The organism is Kitasatospora sp. A2-31 (genome assembly GCF_022288725.1).
Lineage (GTDB): Bacteria > Actinomycetota > Actinomycetes > Streptomycetales > Streptomycetaceae > Kitasatospora.
Window position 1 is genome coordinate 44,084 of the sequence record NZ_JAKNTA010000005.1, and the last position, 18,147, is coordinate 62,230.

4 protein-coding genes are annotated in these 18,147 nt (G+C 68.9%); all 4 read left to right on the forward strand.

Features of this window, described 5'->3' with window-relative positions:
* The first annotated feature begins 4 nt into the window (after positions 1 to 4).
* Genes MCM47_RS15420 through MCM47_RS15435 form a run of 4 tightly spaced genes read left to right on the forward strand, consistent with a single transcriptional unit; the run spans position 5 to position 17,725 of the window.
* Positions 5 to 3,199 (forward strand): DEAD/DEAH box helicase, encoded by a 3,195-nt coding sequence (locus MCM47_RS15420; RefSeq protein ID WP_238862183.1) that lies wholly within the window; start codon positions 5 to 7, stop codon positions 3,197 to 3,199.
* Positions 3,196 to 8,655, forward strand: a complete 5,460-nt coding sequence (locus MCM47_RS15425) for a hypothetical protein (protein WP_238862184.1) — start codon at positions 3,196 to 3,198, stop codon at positions 8,653 to 8,655. The genes MCM47_RS15420 and MCM47_RS15425 overlap by 4 nt, the downstream gene beginning before the upstream one ends.
* A complete protein-coding gene (locus MCM47_RS15430) occupies positions 8,652 to 15,386 on the forward strand; it encodes a DEAD/DEAH box helicase (protein WP_238862185.1) in 6,735 nt (2,244 codons plus the stop codon). The genes MCM47_RS15425 and MCM47_RS15430 overlap by 4 nt, the downstream gene beginning before the upstream one ends.
* Complete coding sequence (locus tag MCM47_RS15435) at positions 15,383 to 17,725, forward strand: UvrD-helicase domain-containing protein (protein WP_238862186.1); 2,343 nt, start codon at positions 15,383 to 15,385, stop codon at positions 17,723 to 17,725. The genes MCM47_RS15430 and MCM47_RS15435 overlap by 4 nt, the downstream gene beginning before the upstream one ends.
* The last annotated feature ends 422 nt before the right edge of the window (positions 17,726 to 18,147 follow it).

Here is an 18,147-nt window from a genome sequence, read left to right on the forward strand (position 1 = left end):
AGACGTGGGTACGGCAGCACCGCTGAACCGGCCGAGCACATCATTCATCGAGGAGCACAACGTGACCACGGCGCCACTGCCCGACGATTCCGTTCCGGGCACCGCCGAGGACTCGGCCTTCCCAGCGGGCGCGAAGCCGACCTTCGCCCCCGGCGCCCAGGTCCGCATCCGAGACGCACAGTGGCTGGTCAAGTCGGTCACCGAGAGTCGTGACGGGCTGATGGTAGAGGTCAGTGGTGTATCCGCGTTCGTCCGTGGCACGGACGCGGTCTTCTACGAGGGCCTCGACCAGATCGACGTGCTCGACCCGCGGAAGACCGCTCTCGTCCCGGACAAGACCTCGAAGCACAACAAGGCCCGCCTCTACCTCGAGGCGGTGATCCGCAAGACCGCGCTCCCGCAAACCGAGCACGGGCTCGCACTGGCTGACTCCTTCCTGATGGACCGCCAGGAGCACCAGCTGCGCCCGGCCGAGCGGGCGCTGTCCATGCGCAATCCGCAGCCGCGGCTGCTCATCGCCGACGTGGTAGGCCTCGGCAAGACCCTGGAGATCGGCGTCACCCTGGCGGAGCTGATCCGGCGGGGCCGGGGAGAGCGCATCCTCGTTGTCACACCGGCCCATGTCCTGGAGCAGTTCCAGCGCGAGATGTGGACCCGGTTCTCCTTGCCGCTGGTGCGCCTGGACTCCACCGGCATCCAGCGCATCCAGCAGGAGATCCCCGCCGGGCGTAACCCCTTCGCCCATTTCAAGCGGGTGATCGTCTCCGTCGACACGCTCAAGTCGGCCACCTACGCGCATCACCTCGAGAACACCGCATGGGACGCGGTAGTCATCGACGAGTCGCACAACCTGGTCAACAAGGGCACCCGGAACAACCGCCTCGCAGAGCGGCTCGCCAAGAACACCGACGCCCTGATCCTGGCCTCGGCGACCCCGCACAATGGCGATGCCGAGTCCTTCGCCGAGTTGATCCGGATGCTCGACCCGGCGGCGATCGCCGACGTCAAGAACTACAAGGTCACGGACCTTGACCACCTCTACATCCGCCGCACCAAGACGGACCGCGAGGTGCGTGACGGCCTGAAGGACAAGCCTTGGGCGGAACGCGGCCCGTCCCTTCCGGTCCCGGCCCCGGCCACGCCGAAGGAGGTGGCCGTTCTGGAAAAGCTGGCCGCCGAATGGACTCCCGGTGATCCCGCCCACTCCTCGGTCTGCGCCGACCCGATGGTCGCGTACGGCTTCCTGAAGGCGTTCCTCTCCTCCCATGTCGCCCTGCGCAAATCGCTCGCCAACCGCCGCGCCTACCTTGAGCACCCGCAGCGCGCCGAGGCGGCTCCGAAGGTCCGCGACGCGTTCGCCGCGGAACGCCGAGCCCTCGCCGAACTCGAAGCGCTGGTCGCAGAGTTCGAAGACAAAGACTCCGCCAAACTGGATGCGCTGGTGAACGTGCTGAAGGACCTCGGCGTCGGCCCGCGCTCCGAACGCCGGGTCGTGATCTTCTCGGAGCGGATCGCCACGTTGGGGTGGCTCGCGCAGGTGGTCCCGGAGCGGCTGGGCTTCAAGACGAAGCCGGGCCTGGCGGAGCAGACGCGCCCCTGGAAGGCGTACGGCGGGGCGGTCGAGGTGATGCACGGCGACACAACCAACGACGACCAGCAGCGGGAGATCGTCGATCGCTTCGGCCGCCGCGACGAGCCGGTACGGCTGCTGTTCACCGGCGACATCGCCTCCGAGGGCGTCAACCTGCACCACCAGTGCCACGACCTCATCCACTACGACCTGCCGTGGTCGCTCATCCGGATCGAGCAGCGCAACGGCCGGATCGACCGCTACGGCCAGGCCGTTAGCCCCGAGTTCCGCGCGATCACCCTGACCGCCGACGTCCCGTGGCGGCGCGACGAACCGACCGGGGAGCAGCTCACCCTCGACGACCGACTGGTCGGTGTCCGGCTGCTGCGCCGCGAGGAGCAGGCCCACCAGATCGAGACGGGCGAAGGCTGCGCCGAGGCGGTCACCGGCCTGTACGACGCCAAGAAGGAAGACGACCGTCTGACTCGCGACCTGATCAAGGGCAGCACGGTGGACCGCTCCATCCAGCAGTCCCGGCAGGAGGCAGGCGGTGTCCTGGCCGGCATCCTCGCGAACGTCAACGCGCTGATCGCGGACCCGTCGGCTGCGGCGGCCGTCGCGGGCCTCCCTCCAGTGGCCAAGGCGGACGTGCCGCACCTGTTCGCCTCCACCGAGGCGTACTTCCACGCCGCCATGGACCTGGTCTACCCGCAGGCCAAGCGTGAGGCCATCGGCTGGAAGCCCGTCACGGACCGGGGCCGTATCGAGTTCACACCGCCGGACGACCTTCAGTACCGGTTGCGCGAACTGCCCGCCTCGTACCTCAGCCAGGAGAAGATCCTCACCACGTCCAAGTACGACGGCACACTGAGCGTCACCTTCAACCGGAAGTACGCGGCGGAGCGCCTCGAAGCCGCCCGCGACGCCAAGCGCGGAAAGACCGAGCAGACCGCGTCACAGTGGCCGAACGTCTCCTACGTGTCCGACATCCACCCGGTCCTCGACTGGGTGACGGACAAGGTCCTCGCCGAGCTCAAGTACGACGAGGCGTTCGTTCTCGCCCACCGGCCTGACGCCGCCAAGGCCGCCCGCATTCACCCCGACCTGCCGGCCGCACTGAACGGCCCCGTCTACCTGCTGCAAGGCGTCTACTCCAACGCCGCAGGCATCCCGACCGTCGTCGAGTGGATGGCCGTCACCGGCCTCGACAGCACCGACCCCCGAATCTGGCGGATGGACTCGGCGTTCCTCGCCGCCTGCGGCGTCGGACCGAACATGCCGGGACGCGACCGGATCCTCGACGAGGACCGGCTGCAAGCCCTTGTGCCGGCTGCCGTCGACGCGGCGGAGGCCCACCTGCTGGCCCGCCGCGCCGAGTACGACCGGCTGATCGACGGCTACCTCGCCCCATACGAGGACCGCGTCCAGACCTGGGAGCAGGTCGCGCTGGAAGTCGCCGGCAATCAGCACCGCCGCCGCGAAAAGGTGGAGGGCACCGCATCCGACCGTCGAGAGCTGGTCCGAGGACTGCGCACCTCCGGCGATCCTATGCTCCGGGTCCTCGCCGTCCTCGAACCCCTCTACTCCGCCGCATCCACCGCTGCCCGCGCCGAGGAGTCCGCCCGATGAGCTACACCTTCGACTCCTTCGCGAACCGCGGCGAATACCTCTCCGCCCACTATTTCAGCGAAGAGCTGGAGAACACCCTCAAGAAGAAGGCCGCAGACGACGAAGGCCTGTTCGCGCTCTGGACCAACCGCGAGACCGACCAGCAGGACCCGCAGGCCACTCCGCGCGAGCTCATCCTACGGCTGCACACCGAATACGCCGGTCGGATCCGACCGGCCTTGGCCGCACAGGACGACCAAGCCGAGGAGTGGGGCGAGCGCCTCACCTCCTGGCACACCGACCTGCTCGCCGCCCTCGGATACGCAAAGTCGGACACGGTACTGCCGCTGCACAACGCTGGCCACGCGTACGAAGTCCCCGTCGCCTGGCATGGGGACGGCATCATCGCCCTTCACTGCGGGTGGACCGACAACCTCGACGACGCATTCGACGCCGACGGTGCGGGCCGCCTGCTGGAGCCCCTCAAGACCCACGAAGGTCTGATCAGCGCGGGCGAGAAGCTCGCCGGCTGGCTCTTCCAGAGCGAACTGGGCGACCCCGGGGGCGAGGCGCCGCGCTTCGTACTGCTGCTCTGCGGCGGCGTGATCGTCCTCGCCGACCGCACCACCTGGTCCGAGGGCCGCTACATCGCCGCGAACGTGGACGCGGCACTGCTGCGCAACGACACCAAGAAGACTGGCGAACTCGCCCTGCTCGCCGCGCTCTTCTCCCGCGACATGCTGGCCCCCCGAGCCGACGGCAAGGGGCGCCGCATGGACGACCTGCTCAAGGCCTCCCGAGACAACGCAGTCGGCGTCAATTCCGAACTGCGCAAGGGGCTCCAGCGCTCCGTTGAGATCATCGCCAACGAGGTGCTGGCCCGCCTGAAGCAGGCCGGCGTCAAGCCGCGGCAGATCGAGGACCCGGAGCGCCACGGCCCCTTCGCCAAGCAGCTGACCCGCGAATCGCTGCGCTACCTGTACCGCATCCTGTTCCTCCTCTACGCCGAGGCCCGCCCCGAGCTGGGCATCCTGCCCGCCGACGACTCCACGTACGAAGCCGGGTACTCGGTCGCCAGGCTGCGCGAACTTGTTTCCCGCGATCGGAAACTGGTCGACGAGGAGAGCAAGAACGGATTCCACCTCTACGCCTCGCTCGACGTCCTGTTCAACAAGGTCAACTACGGTCACCGCCCGCACGGCACGGAGCCCGACGACCACAAGACGGCCGAGGAACGCAGCGAGAAGCGCGGTCTGCGCTTCGAGCCGCTGCGCAGCGAACTCTTCGACCCGAAGGCCATCACCCTCATCGGCCGGGGCGTCCGCGATCCGCGCGGTGAGACCGACAACGGAGCGGACGAGGCCCCGAGGTGGCTCGACCTCCGGCTGCGCAACGAGGCCCTGCACGAGGTGCTGCGCCTGCTCACCATGAAGGAGGCGAGCGCAAAGGGCCGACAGGGCGGCTTCATCTCCTACCGCAACCTCGGCATCAACCAGCTCGGCGCCGTCTACGAGGGCTTGATGTCCTACACCGGCATCATCGACGACGAGCGGCTGCTTGCCGAGGTCGCCAAACCCGGCGCGAAGAGCGGCACCCAGCAGCACGGTGACCCCGAGAAGGGCTCCTGGCTCATCCCCGCGGACCGGCTGAGCGACTACCCGACGAATACCCATGTCGTCTACTCGGCGCAGGACGCAGAGCAGCACGGACTGCGCGGCCCGAAGAAGTACGAGCCCGGTACGTTCGTATACCGTCTCGCCGGCCGCGACCGCGAGACCTCGGCGTCCTACTACACCCCTGAGTCGCTGACCAGGGTCACCGTCGAACTGGCCCTGAAACACCGGCTCGACCAGAAGAAGGACGAGGACGGCAAGACCGTCCGGACACGGGCGAGCGAACTGCTCCGCTACACCATCTGCGAACCGGCCCTGGGCTCCGGCGCCTTCCTCAACGAGGCGATCAACCAGGTCGCCGAGGCGTACCTCAAGCGCCGCCAGGAGGAGTTGGGCCTCACCCTCGACACCTCGCAGGCGCTGGAGGCCAAGCAGAAGGTCAAGGCGTACATCGCCCTCCACAACGCGTACGGCGTCGACCTCAACGCCACCGGCGTCGAACTCGCCGAGGTGTCGCTGTGGCTCAACACCATGCACCCCGGCATGCGCGCGCCCTGGTTCGGCCTGCACCTGCGGCGCGGCAACTCGCTGATCGGGGCCAGGCGTTGGGTGTACGCAGCAGACCGCATCAAGAAGCAGCGGAACATCGCCGCGCAGACGCCGGCCAAGCTGCCGTTCCGGTCCGCCGAGGATGGTGCGGAGCAGCCGCTGCCGGAAGGCGCGGTGCACCAGTTCCTGCTGCCCTCGCCCGGGTGGGGCGCGATCGCAGACGCCGGTGGGGACGCGAAGAAGCTGGTCGAGCAGCTCGCCGGCGAACAGCTCGACGCCCTGAAGGCATGGCGGAAGACGGTGACGACGAAGCCGAAGACCACCGGCGGCAAGGGCAGCCAGCTGGCCCGGCTCCAGGCGGTCGCGGAGCGGGTGGAGTACCTGTGGGGGCTGGTCGCCAAGAGGCTGGAACTCAGCGAGCAGGAGATCGCACGCACCATAGACATCTGGGGCGCTGACGGGTCGGAGGACGCCGAGGAGTACGCCTTCCTCCGCCGAGACAAGGAGAACGCGGGCGTCGCGCTGCCGCTGACCAAGGAGCAGGTCTTCAAGGACCTGTTCGAGGCGGAGGGCTCGCCGTACTGGCGTCTTAAGCAGGTCATGGACGCCTGGTGCGCGCTCTGGTTCTGGCCGCTCGATAAGGTGGGCCTGCTGGACGGCTCGGACCCCGAGTACGCCTCCGCGCCGGTCGTCGGTCTGGACGCACTGCTGTCCTCGGGAGTGGCGCCGATCATGGGGACCACTGATCCGGTCGCAGAGCCCGAGCCCGAGCCCGCGTTCGTGGAACACGGGCTGCTGTTCGCCATGCCCGGAGACCAGTTGGCCTTCGGCGAGGGCGAAGGGGCGGACGAGGGCAACCTCGTCGAGCGGCGGGAGATCAGGAAGGCCGGCGCGTCGTCCGGCCGCAAGGGGGCGGGCGGCCCAGTGCGTCGCCGCGCGGTCATCGCGCTCACCGGTCTCGACGACTGGCTCGCGTTCCTGGAGTCCATGGTCGGGACGGGCGAAGTACCCAAGGGGACCTTCGCCACGGCCGTCGACTCGCTGGCCAAGCTGAAGGACCTGGAGAAGCTGATCGAGGCTGAGATGGGCATGGACGATGCCCGCCGAGCCGTCGAGACGCGGTACCCGTGGATGCGGACCGTCCGCGACATCGCAGCGGAACAGGGCTTCCTGCACTGGGAGTTGGAATACGCCGGGGTCTTCGCGGGGCAGACTGGAGGATTCGACCTCCAGGTCGGAAACCCGCCGTGGGTGCGCCCGGAGTGGAAGGAGGACCCGGTTCTCGCTGAGTCCGAGCCGTGGTTCGTGCTCCAAGAGAAGCCGAAGGCCGAGGAGAAGGCCCGTCGGCGGGAGGTGGAGCTCGGACGACGGAAGGTGCAGGACGACCTGCTGCGCGAGGTCACGAACACGGTCACGACAGCGTCATACCTGGCGGCTGGGCCCGTCTATCCCCTGATCTCGGGGAGTCAGCCCGACCTGTACCGCGCGTTCATGTGCGAGGTGTGGGACCACGCGGCCGCCCACGGCACGGCGGGAATGGTGCACCCGGACACGCACTTCGCTGGCGACAAGGAAGCGAGGTTGCGGGCGGCCGCCTACACGCGACTGCGGGTGCACGGCGACTTCGTCAACGCGGGCAACCGGTTCTTCCCGCCGCCTGTGGGTCGGTCGAGCCATTTCGGCGTGCACATCTACGGGAGTGCGGGGGACATCGCGTTCGACTCGCTGTCCTGGCTGTTCACGGTCGACACCCTGCGGATGTCGGCCGTAGCCGCTGTCGAGAAGGACGACGAAGATCCCGGCGTGAAGTATCGGGGCGACTGGGACGAGCGCCCGCACCCGAAGCGGGTCATCCGTGTCACCCCGGACACTCTGCGGCGCTGGCAGCGCCTCGCCGGTGACGTGGGGCCGGTGGAGCACACGCGCCTGCTCACGCCGGTGAGCACGGCCGAGGATCCGGCAATTGATGCACTGGGCCTGTACCCGTTGCGGCTCGGCGCCCTGGCGCCGGACATCACTCCGGGGTGCCACGAAAGCGCTGCCAAGAAGACGAAGTTCGGTCCTGGCAAGAACCTGCGGCTCATCGACTACAACACCGGCGTTGACGGCCAAGAGGACTACCAGGCGGAGTCCTGGGAGGACGTCATCCTCAAGGGCCCGCAGATCGGCGTCGCCAATCCGATGTTCAAGCAGCCCAGCCAGGGCGGCGGCGAGACACGTGGCCTCGACCCGCGGGCGCTCGCGGACGACGCGGTGCCAGAGTCGGAGTACCGGCGGGTGGCCCCGGTCAACGTGTTCCGGGGAGAGCAGGACCACTGGACCGACTGGGACCGCTACGAGGAGCTGCTCGCTTCGGAGGAGGAACGGGCAATGGCACGGCGGACGGTCGCTGAGAAGCGTGGGATCGAACTCGAAGACGTCGCAAAAACGGAGATCGAGGAGTTTCTGCAGGACAAGGCAGGCGCACCGAACAGCGGGTGGTACCGCCTGGCATGGCGCGAAATGGTTGCGCCTGACACCGAACGTGCTCTTTACGGGGCTCTGATCCCGCCGGGGGCGACTCACATTCACGCAGTGCGTTCCGCACGTTTCGTCACATCTCGGCTGACCACCCTCGCCGCTGGGTTCATGGCTGCGCTGCCGGTGGACTACCTTCTCCGTACTGCGGGTGTGGGGCATCTGGACGTCGCCCAGGCCAAGCGCCTGCCGCAGGCGCAGTCCGACCATCCCCTCGCCTCCGCTCTCCTCCTCCGCACCCTCCGCCTCAATGCCCTGACCACCGCCTACGCAGACCTCTGGGAAGAGCTCTACGACCCCAGCTGGCCCGGCTACGAGCCATGGGCGATCAAGTGGCCCGGCCTGAAGACCGAGCTGCACGCCGTAACGCCCTCTTGGCGGCGGGACACCTCGCTCCGCACCGAGTACGCGCGCCGAGCCGCGCTCGTCGAGATCGACGCGCTCGTCGCCGTCTGGCTGGGCATCGACGCGGACACGCTCGTTGCCATGTACCGGGCCCGTTTCCCGATCATGCAGGACTTCGACCGGGTGACCTGGTTCGATGCCAACGAGCGCAAGATCGCCGGTGACCGCTACACCTACGGCTTCGACCAGACCAAGGACCACTGGACCCAGTTCCAGGCCTACCAGGAGGACCGCGCGGCGAACCCCGTCCCCGACGGCTACGCCGCGCCCTTCTACAAGGCCGACCGCGAAGCGGAGATGCGACGCGCCCACGCCCACTTCGCCGAGCGCCTGAACGACGCCGTGGCCAAGGGCCTGTGGAACCCGACGACGATGGAGGTCCCGAAGCCGTGAGGCCGACGCTGGAAGCGCAGGGGCTGAAGGAGAGCCTGCTCCAATACCTCGCCACCACCTACGGACTGGCCGACGAGGGCGCCCGCAAGGCCCTCCACACCTTCCTCGGGGACGAGTCCACGGGCATGTTCCGTGGCCCGTACCTGCGCCTGCGCACACCGTTCACGCGCGCCGAGAACGGCTGGCAGCAGCACCTGGACTGGCACCGCGCCGACGGCTGGTCGCCGTACGCGCACCAGGCCCGCGCTTTCGCCCGGCTCACCACGAAGGACGGTCACACCCCGCAGCCGACCCTGGTCACCACCGGCACCGGCTCCGGCAAGACGGAATCGTTCCTCTACCCGGTGCTCGACCATTGCGCCCGCGAGCGCGCTGCCGGGAACCGCGGTGTCAAGGCTGTCTTCCTGTATCCGATGAACGCCCTCGCCACCGACCAGGCAGGACGGATCAACGACCTGTTGACCGAGCATCAGGAAGCGCTCTTCGGAGTTCGGGCCGGCCTGTACATCGGCGACAAGGCGGCGACGCACTACGACCACGTCTACACGCGCCGGCAGGACATGCAGCTGTCCCCGCCGGACATCCTGATCACCAACTACAAGATGTTGGACCTGCTGCTGCAGCGCTCCGCGGACGCGTCGCTGTGGGAGGGCAGCGACATCCGCTACGTGGTGGTGGACGAGTTCCACACCTACGACGGCGCGCAGGGCACCGACGTGGCGATGCTGCTGCGCCGCCTGGCCTCCGCCGTCGGGGCGACGCAGCCCGGTAGCCCGCTGGGGACGATCACCCCGGTCGCCACCTCCGCCACCCTCGCGTCCGGAACCGGCGCGGACGGGGTGCGTCAGCTGCTCGACGTCGCCGCGCACGTCTTCGGCACCGAGTTCACCGAGGACGCCGTTGTCGGCGAGGACCGGCTTACCGTCGACGAGTTCATACTTGACGAGACGGTCCCGGACGCCAAGTTCCTGCCCGGCCGGGTACCCATGCCCGAAGCGCTCACCACACTTCCCGACCCCGCCTCCGGCGACGCGGCACTGGCCGCACTCGCCGAGGCCGTCACAGGGAGCCGGTTCGACGCGACCGGCCCGCTCGACGGCCGGACGCTGGGCGCGGCGCTCAAGCGGAACCGGCTCACCTACGCCGTCCTGGCCGCGTTCGACGGCACGGTGCGCACGTACGACGAGATCCTGGACGTCATGCGGCGCCATGGGGCCGCCAGTTGGGACGAGGTGATCACCACCCGGCCCGAGGTGGCGGCACTCGCCCTGGCCCGGTTCGTCGCCCTGCTGTCCGTCGCCCGGGATCCGGACGAGCCCGCCGGGAACAGCCGTCCGCTGGTGCAGGTGGAGGTGCACCAGTGGGCGCGGTCGGTGACGCGGATGCTGCGCGGCGTCCAGCCGTGGCCCCAGGCGTCCTTCGCCTGGGACGCGGCCGGGGCGCAGGCCCCGTCGCGGACGACGCCGGACACCACCGGCCCCCGTGAGACCCGGCTGTTCCTGCCAGCTGTGTACTGCCGCGAGTGCGGCCGCTCCGGCTGGTCCGTCCTGGCGCCCGAGTCGGACGCCGAGGAGCTGAGCTTCGAGTCCCACAAGATCCGGCGCGCTTCGGTGACCGCCGACAAGGCGAAGATCCGTACCCTGATCGCGGCCACCGACAAGGAGGCCATGGAGGGAAGCGGCCGGGCCGCGATGGACCCGGCGGCCCAGCGGTCGCTGACCACCGGAGGTGCGGGCGTCCTGATGGTGCTGGACGGCCCCGACCGCCGGCTGCGGCTGCCGGATCCGGCCGACGACTACACCGCGGACGGCGATCCGCGACCGCGAGGCGTGGACGCAGCGTTCGTCCTCGTCCAGCTGGGCGAGCGCGCGGAGCGCGCGGCACAGGACGACTGGTGCCCGGCCTGCGGTACCCACAACGCGATCCGCTTCCTCGGCACCGGTGCCGCCGCGCTCGCCGCCGCATCCATCACCCAGCTGTTCACCGGCGGGGAGATGGACGAGGAGCAGCGTGAGACGAAGACGCTGATGTTCAACGACTCGGTGCAGGACGCCGCGCACCGGGCCGGCTTCGTCGCTTCCCGTTCCTACACGTTCTCGCTCCGCGCCCTGTTCACCAAGCATCTGAGCGAGCACCGGCCCACTGCGCTCAACGACCTGGTGGCCGACGTGGTCGAGGCCACCACCGACCGCAAGACCCTGGCCGCCGTCGTCCCGCCCGACCTGCACGACGACACGGGCGTGGCCCGCCTGCTGTCGGGTGCCGGCCGTGGCGGGGACAAGCGGACGTGGGACCTGATCGGCGAGCGGTTCGCCTTCGAGGCCGTGATGGAGTTCGGCCACCGCTCCCGCAACGGCCGCACCCTCGAACTCACCCGTACTGCCGCGGCATTCGCCGCCATCCCCGACGAGCGGGCGGCGATCGCGCTGGTCCGCACCGCCCACGAGGAGACGGCAGAGCGAGGCCTCGCCCTAACCGAGCACGACGACGACCGCTACATCGCCTTCCTGCGAGGCTTCCTCGACCGGATGCGCACCCGTGGCGCAATCGGTCACCGCTGGCTGGGGAAGTACCTCGACGAGGCGGGGACCAGCCGGTTCTTTATCTGGGGCGGCCGCCCGCCCGGCATGAAGGCCTTCCCCAAGGGTGTGGCCGCCCCGGTCTTCCTGCTCGCCAAGCCGAAGCCCAACAGTGAGTTCGACGTCGCGGCCGGGCGCCTGTCCTGGTATGAGACGTGGGCGCAGCGCTGCCTGGGCCTGACCCGCGAGCAGGCGGACGAGTTCTGGCTCCGCCTGTTGCCCCGGCTCGCCGACGCCGGGCTGCTCGCCTCCCGCACTCCGGGCGACTCGGCGGCCCGGATCTACGGGCTCCAGCCGGGGTCCGTGCAGCTCCAGCTGCTCTCCGACGAGCAGGTCAACAGTGCGTACGTGCGCTGCCCCAGGTGCTTCTGGGAGCAGACCGTGCACCCGTCGCTGCTGACCCAGTACCACGGCCAGCCCTGCCGCGCGTACCGATGCGCCTCGGGGCGGCTCGTCGCCGGCGACCGCTGGCAGGAGACCATCGACCGGCACGACCGCGACCGCGACTATCGCGACGACTACTACCGAGGCCTCTACCGGCGGGCCGGCATATTCCAGGTGATCACCGCGGAGCACACCGGACTGCTCTCCCGGCCCAAGCGTGAGGGCATCGAGAAGGCGTTCCGCAAGGGTGAGGGCTTCAACGACCCCAATGTGCTCTCCTGCACCCCGACCCTGGAGATGGGCATCGACATCGGCGACCTGTCGGCCGTCGTGCTCGGGGCCCTGCCGCGCCGTCCCGCCAACTACACCCAGCAGGCGGGGCGGGCTGGCCGCCGTACCGGCAACGCGTTCCTGCTCACCATCCCAGACCGCTCGCGCCGCGACTTGTACTTCCTGGACCGGCCGCGCGACATGATCGACGGAGAGATCGTGCCGCCCGGCTCGTATCTGTCGGCCGTCGAGATCCTGCGCCGCCAGTACACCGCCCACCTGCTCGACCTCGCGGCCCGCGGACGGCTGCTGCGCGAGGACGGCAGGCCGCTGGCCGCGTTGCCGCGCCGGGTGGACGAACTGTTCGGCCCGTCCGGCTATCTGGAGGACTTCGCCGCTGCCGCCCTTGCCCATGGCGAGGAGCTGGTCCGAGGCTTCCTCGACCTCTTCCCGTCCGGCGTCAGCGAGAACGCCCGGGCCGAACTGACGAAGTACGCGACGCGCCGCCTGCGCAGCGCGGTCGAGCGGGCAGAGCGCAACTGGGAACGCGAGAGCCAGAAGCTGCGCGACCGCATCCGTACGATCCGCTCGGCCATCGACGAGCTGAAGGACGGCGACGAGGAACAGGCCCGAACGAAGGCCGAGTTGGAGGCCGAGGCGCGGGCACTGTCCAAGAAGGGCGGGGCCAGGCTGCGCCAACCCGCCCAGACCGTCCTGTGCGACCTCGGGCTTCTCCCGAACTACGCACTCATCGACTCGACGACCACGCTCGCCGCCACGCTCTACTGGCCGGAGGGGAAGACCGCCACCGGGCAGGAGCAGTACAAGTCGAAGCCGTACACCTACGAACGGCCGCGTTCCTTCGCGATCGCAGAACTCGCGCCCGGCAACACCTTCTACGCGGAGGGCTACAAGCACCGCATCACCGGCATCGACATCGTCACGGGCCCGGAACAGGACTGGCGCTACTGGCGTTTCTGCCCCTCCTGCGGCCACGTGCGCACGCACAACGCTGAGCACGACATCTCACCCTGCCCACGCTGCGGGGACACCGGCATTGCCGACTCCGGCAGCCTGTGGCAGATCGTCCAGCCAACCACGGTTACCGCCCGCGCCAAGCGCGAGGACGCCCGCATCGGGGACGAGAGCGACGACCGCGACCGGCGGTTCTACAGCGTCGTCGACATGGTCGACATCGCCCCCGGTGACTTCGTGCCCAAGACCTCCTGGCGGCACACCAGCGAGGTGTTCGGCATCGACTACACGCGTCGCGCCGTGATCCGCCGGGTCAACGTCGGGCCACTGAGGATCGGCGCCCAGGAGGGTGACCAGCTCGCCGGGCGGCCAGTACGGATCGCGCCCTTCGAGGTGTGCACCGCATGCGGCGCCGCGAGCGCGGATGGGCAGCCGGTGTTCGACGACGACCGCGACGCCGTCGACGCCTCGGCCAACCGCCAGCGTGCTCTCAAGCACCACACGCCCTGGTGCCCGCACCGGCGCGGCACGAAGACGGTGCCGCAGGAACAGGTGTTGCTCGCCCATGAGTTGGAGACTGAGGCACTGCGCATCCTGCTCCCCGCCGCGACCGTTCTGGTCGACGAGAAGGTGTACTCCTTCCAGGCCGCACTGCGGCTCGGCGTCGACCGTGCCTTCGGCGGCGACCCGCAGCACCTGGACTCCTGCCTCGCCACCATGCCCGATCGCGACACGGAGGAGACGAGGCACTTCCTCGTCCTCTACGACCGGCTCCCGCACGGCACTGGCTATCTCGACCGGCTCACCGCCCCGGCCGCCTTCCGCCAGGTCCTCGAAGACGCGCGGACCCTCCTCGTCGACTGTCCGTGTGTCCGGGAGAACCGGCCCGCCTGCCACCGCTGCCTGTACCGCTACACCGACGACCGGCACATCGAGGCCGTGTCCCGGCAGGCGGCGCTGGAGATCCTCGACGACCTCCTCGGCCGGGACACCGACGCCTGGGCCACCCAGGAGATCGGCAATACCGACGAGATCGGGCTGGACGGACAGGTCGAATCCGATCTCGAGGCGCGCTTCCTCACCGTGCTGCGGGCGTGGGCCGAGAAGCGGGGCAGCGACGCCTCGCTCGATGAGAGCGGTGACAACAGCGGGTACCTCCGGCTCAAGGGCTCGACCACGGTTCACGGCTGGCGCCTCACCGCACAGCGTAGCGAGGGCTTCACCCGCACCGACTTCACCTTCGAGCGAACCGAAGGCCCCAAGCGGAAGGTGACGGTGTACCTCGACGGCCGCCGCTTCCACGCCTCCCGACGTCACAACCGGCTCGCGGGCGACGCGGACAAGCGAAACCGGCTGCGGGCGCAGGGGCGTGCCGTCTTCCAGCTCACGTGGGACGACCTGGCCGCGTTCGAGCAGCAGATAGGCGTGCACACCGGAGACCGCGAGACAGCCGATCCAGTGTGGCCTCCGTACGAGCACACTGCCCGAGCGGTGGCCAAGCAGTTGCACGCCGAGCACGGCGAGGACGACCTGGACCACACCGCCTTCCTCGACCCGATGAGCCAGCTCCTCGCATACCTGCGCAGCCCCGACGACGCCGCCTGGGGCAGGCGGGCCGCATCCGTCGTGGGCGGACTGCTCGGTGCCAACCCCATGACGCTCGTCGGTAACGGCTCCGCTGAGAAGGCACGCCGGACGCTCGAAACGCTTCTCGAGGCCTGGGGGCGGACCGGCGGCATCGACCCGGCCCCTGTGACGGCGGGCGGGACGGTCAACCTGTTCCAGGCCAGCGATCGGTCCGGACTGCCCGTCGCCTTCATGGTCGACGGCGCCACCGGTCGTTGGACGGCGCTGGTCTGCCTCGATGACACGGAGACCGACCAGCTCGGCACCCCTGAGCACAAGGCACGGTGGCGGGCCTGGCTCCAGTGGTCCAATCTGCTGCAGTTCCTCGCCCACGCTGGTGGCGACGGTGTCCAGCTCACCACCTCCAGCGCGGGCCTGTTCGACCTCGGCACGCTAAAGGCGTTCGGCGGGATCGGTGAACTCGAATCCCTGGTCGTCCAGTACAGCGAGGGCGAGCGCGCACTGCAGGCCGCGGCGGCTGGACCACTGGACGAGACCCCGCTGGAGGTCGCCCTGCGGGACCTGCTCTGGGACCGGGAGATCCTCGGCTACCTGGACGAGGACGAACCTGACGGCCCGCTCGCTCGCCTCGCCCACGCCCTGGCCGACCGCGGCAAGCGGGCACCCGTCTACGGCTACGAACTCGGTGACCGTGGCTGGCTCGCCGACCTCGTCTGGGCCGACGAAGGGCTGCGGATCGCGATCATGGCCGAGCCGTACGACAGCGACGACGAGGAACACCACAAGACCTGGCAGGCCTACCGCGACGCGGGCTTCACCGTACGCTCGGCCGACGACTGGCTCGACCTGCTAGACGACCTGCTCGCCGCTCTTCCTGATGCCACAGATCGTCCCGACTCCGCCTCCGACTCCCACGAACCGAGTGCCGCACGATGACAGCACGCCTGAGCCTCTATCAGAAGGCCGAGAACGAGCTCTACAAGATGGACTCGTCGGTCAAGACGAAGTTCTACGACTTCTGCCACCTGTTCCGGAACGATCCGGGGCACCCCAAGCTCGACCTCAAGCCCCTCAAGGGCGACCGCCGCATCTACCGCGCCAAGATCGACCCGTCGTACCGCGCCCTCCTCGCTCCCGCCGGCAAGGGCCCGGACGGCGTCGAGCAATGGCTCGTCGTTGCCGTGCGGCACCGCAAGCATGTCTACGAAGAGCTCAGCGTCGCCATCAACCGGGTTACCGGCGAAATCGAGTTCGTCGACCTCGGCGTCGTCGGTCAGAGCGTGCTCAAGCGGGCTGGCATCCAGCTCACGCCCGACCCGGCGGAGCGGGTTCCGCTGGAGGCCGCCGCCGTACCCGAGCCTGTTGCCGTACCCGAGCCTGCCGCCGTTCCGACCCCTGGCGCGGAACCGTCCGGGGTGCCGCTCCTCGCCGCCTGCACGGCCGACGACCTCCGCCGTCTCGGTGTCGCGGATGCTCTGGTCGAGGTGGCCCTCCTGGTCACCACCGACGACGAACTCGACCAGCTCGTCGCCGGCGCACCGCGCCTCACCGCCGAAGTGCTCACCGGCCTGGGCGCCGGCATGAGTGTCGAGGAGGTGGAGAGCGAGATCACCAGGCCCGCCGCCACCGTCCTCGAACCGGGCTTCGAGGACGACATGGGCGCCGCCCTCACCCGTACCGCCGTCACCACCGTCGACGACGACCTTCGCAACGTGCTCGCCGAGGGTGACTTCCGGGCCTGGAAGGTCTACCTCCACCCCACGCAACGCAAGATCGTCGAGCGGAACTACAGCGGTGCCGCCCGGGTCAGCGGAGGCCCCGGCACTGGCAAGACCATTGTCGCGCTGCACCGCACCGCCCGGCTCGCCGCCCAGCTCCAGCCCGGCCGGGACAAGCCGATCCTTCTGACCACCTACACCAAGAACCTCACCGCCGACCTCCGGTCGCGGCTCAGCTCACTGATCCCTCCCGACCTGCTCGCCCGCGTGGACATCAAGCACATCGACATCCTCGCCCAAAGCGTCCTCAATGAAAACAGCGCCGCTGGTGCTCAGCGCTCGCTCATCGGCGACGCCCAGGCAAAGGAAGTTCTCGGCGAGATCCTCTTCGAGCATGACCCGCAACGGCGCTGGGACACGGAATTCCTCTTCGACGAGTGGGAGCAGGTGATCCTGGGCCAGTCGCTTGCCACCCGGCAGGACTACTTCAAGGCCCGGCGCCCGGGCATGGGCCGCGCCCTCACCCGCCCCGAACGCGGAAGCGTCTGGCAACTGCTGGAACAGTTCACGCTGCGCCTGAACAGCATGAAGCGCGAAACCTGGGCGCAGTCCGCGGAACGGGCCGCGCGCTACGAGATGGAGCGCGCCCGTAAGATCCAGGAGCGTGCCGCGCGGAAGGCCGAGATCGGGGGTGGAGACCTGATCCACCTCGACGACAAGAGCTCCGCTGTCCGTTACCTCCGTCACCGCTACCAACACATCGTCGTCGATGAGGCCCAGGACCTCAGCGCCGCCCACTGGAAGATGCTTCGGGCGATGGCTGCTCCCGGTCCGAACGACTTGTTTATCGCCGGGGACACCCACCAGCGAATTTACGACCGCCAGGTCACCCTCTCCACCGTCGGGATCAACATCCGCGGCAAAGCCTCCAAACTGACCCTGAGTTACCGCACCACCCAGGAGATCCTCGACCAGGCCGCCAAGGTGGTCGGAGACGCACCCTACGACGATCTCGACGACGGCACCGAGAACCTCAGCGGCTACCACTCCCTGCTCCGGGGGCCGGCACCGGAGTTCGTCGCCTGTACGGACTGGGACGACGAGATCACCCGGCTCGCCGCCAGACTGAAACTGTGGCGCGAGGAGATCATCCGCCCCGGCGAAGACGGCACCGTCCGCGACCCCAGCGGCGCCATGGCCGTCTGCGTCGCGGACGGCGACATGGCTGGCCGCGTCGCCGCCGATCTCTCACTGAAGCACGGCATCACCACCGCGACCCTCACCAAGGACGGTCCTCAAGGCGGCGGCGAGGTACACATCGGCACCATGCACCGGTTCAAAGGCCTGGAGTACCAGAAGCTCGCCATCATCGGCGCAAGCGACGGCATCCTGCCGCGCACGGCACTGATCGAGAAGTTCGCGCACACCGACTCCAAGCGCTACGAACGGGAACTGAAGCAGAGCCGCAACCTGCTCTTCGTAGCCGCCACCCGTGCCCGCGACGCACTGTCGATCTCCTGGCACGGCGCCCCCAGTCCGTTCCTGCCGATCCATTGAGCGACTCCCCGTGGGAGGCCACTGGCCGGCCTCGTCGTGGCCCTGCTCGGTGTCGGTGAGGCCGCTCGGCGCCACGAGGAGACCGAAACAGGAGCTGAGTTGTCATCACATCTGATGCTCGCAACTCAACCTGCCTGCTAACACGCCCTGATGGTCCGTCGGCGGGCTCGCTCTCATCCTGGCGACCGCCTTCGCCATCCGCATGGGCGGTGTCCTGCTCCCCGGTCAGCCCACCGGCTGAGCTGGTGGCGCGAGTGGTGGAAGCACCGCAAGTAGCACCGAACCCGAAATGCCCCTCTCCATCGCGGAGAGGGGCATTTTTGCGTTTACGGGAAGCCGCTATAGAACTTTTGCACGAAGTCATCGTCATAGTCTTCATCGCCATTCATCATGAAGATTGCGCGACCGCGGTTCATGAGTCC

Bases quoted from the DNA above. Each gene is read 5' to 3' on its own strand.
- MCM47_RS15425 (WP_238862184.1), top strand. From the start codon at position 3,196: ATGAGCTACACCTTCGACTCCTTCGCGAACCGCGGCGAATACCTCTCC.
- MCM47_RS15435 (WP_238862186.1), top strand. From the start codon at position 15,383: ATGACAGCACGCCTGAGCCTCTATCAGAAGGCCGAGAACGAGCTCTAC.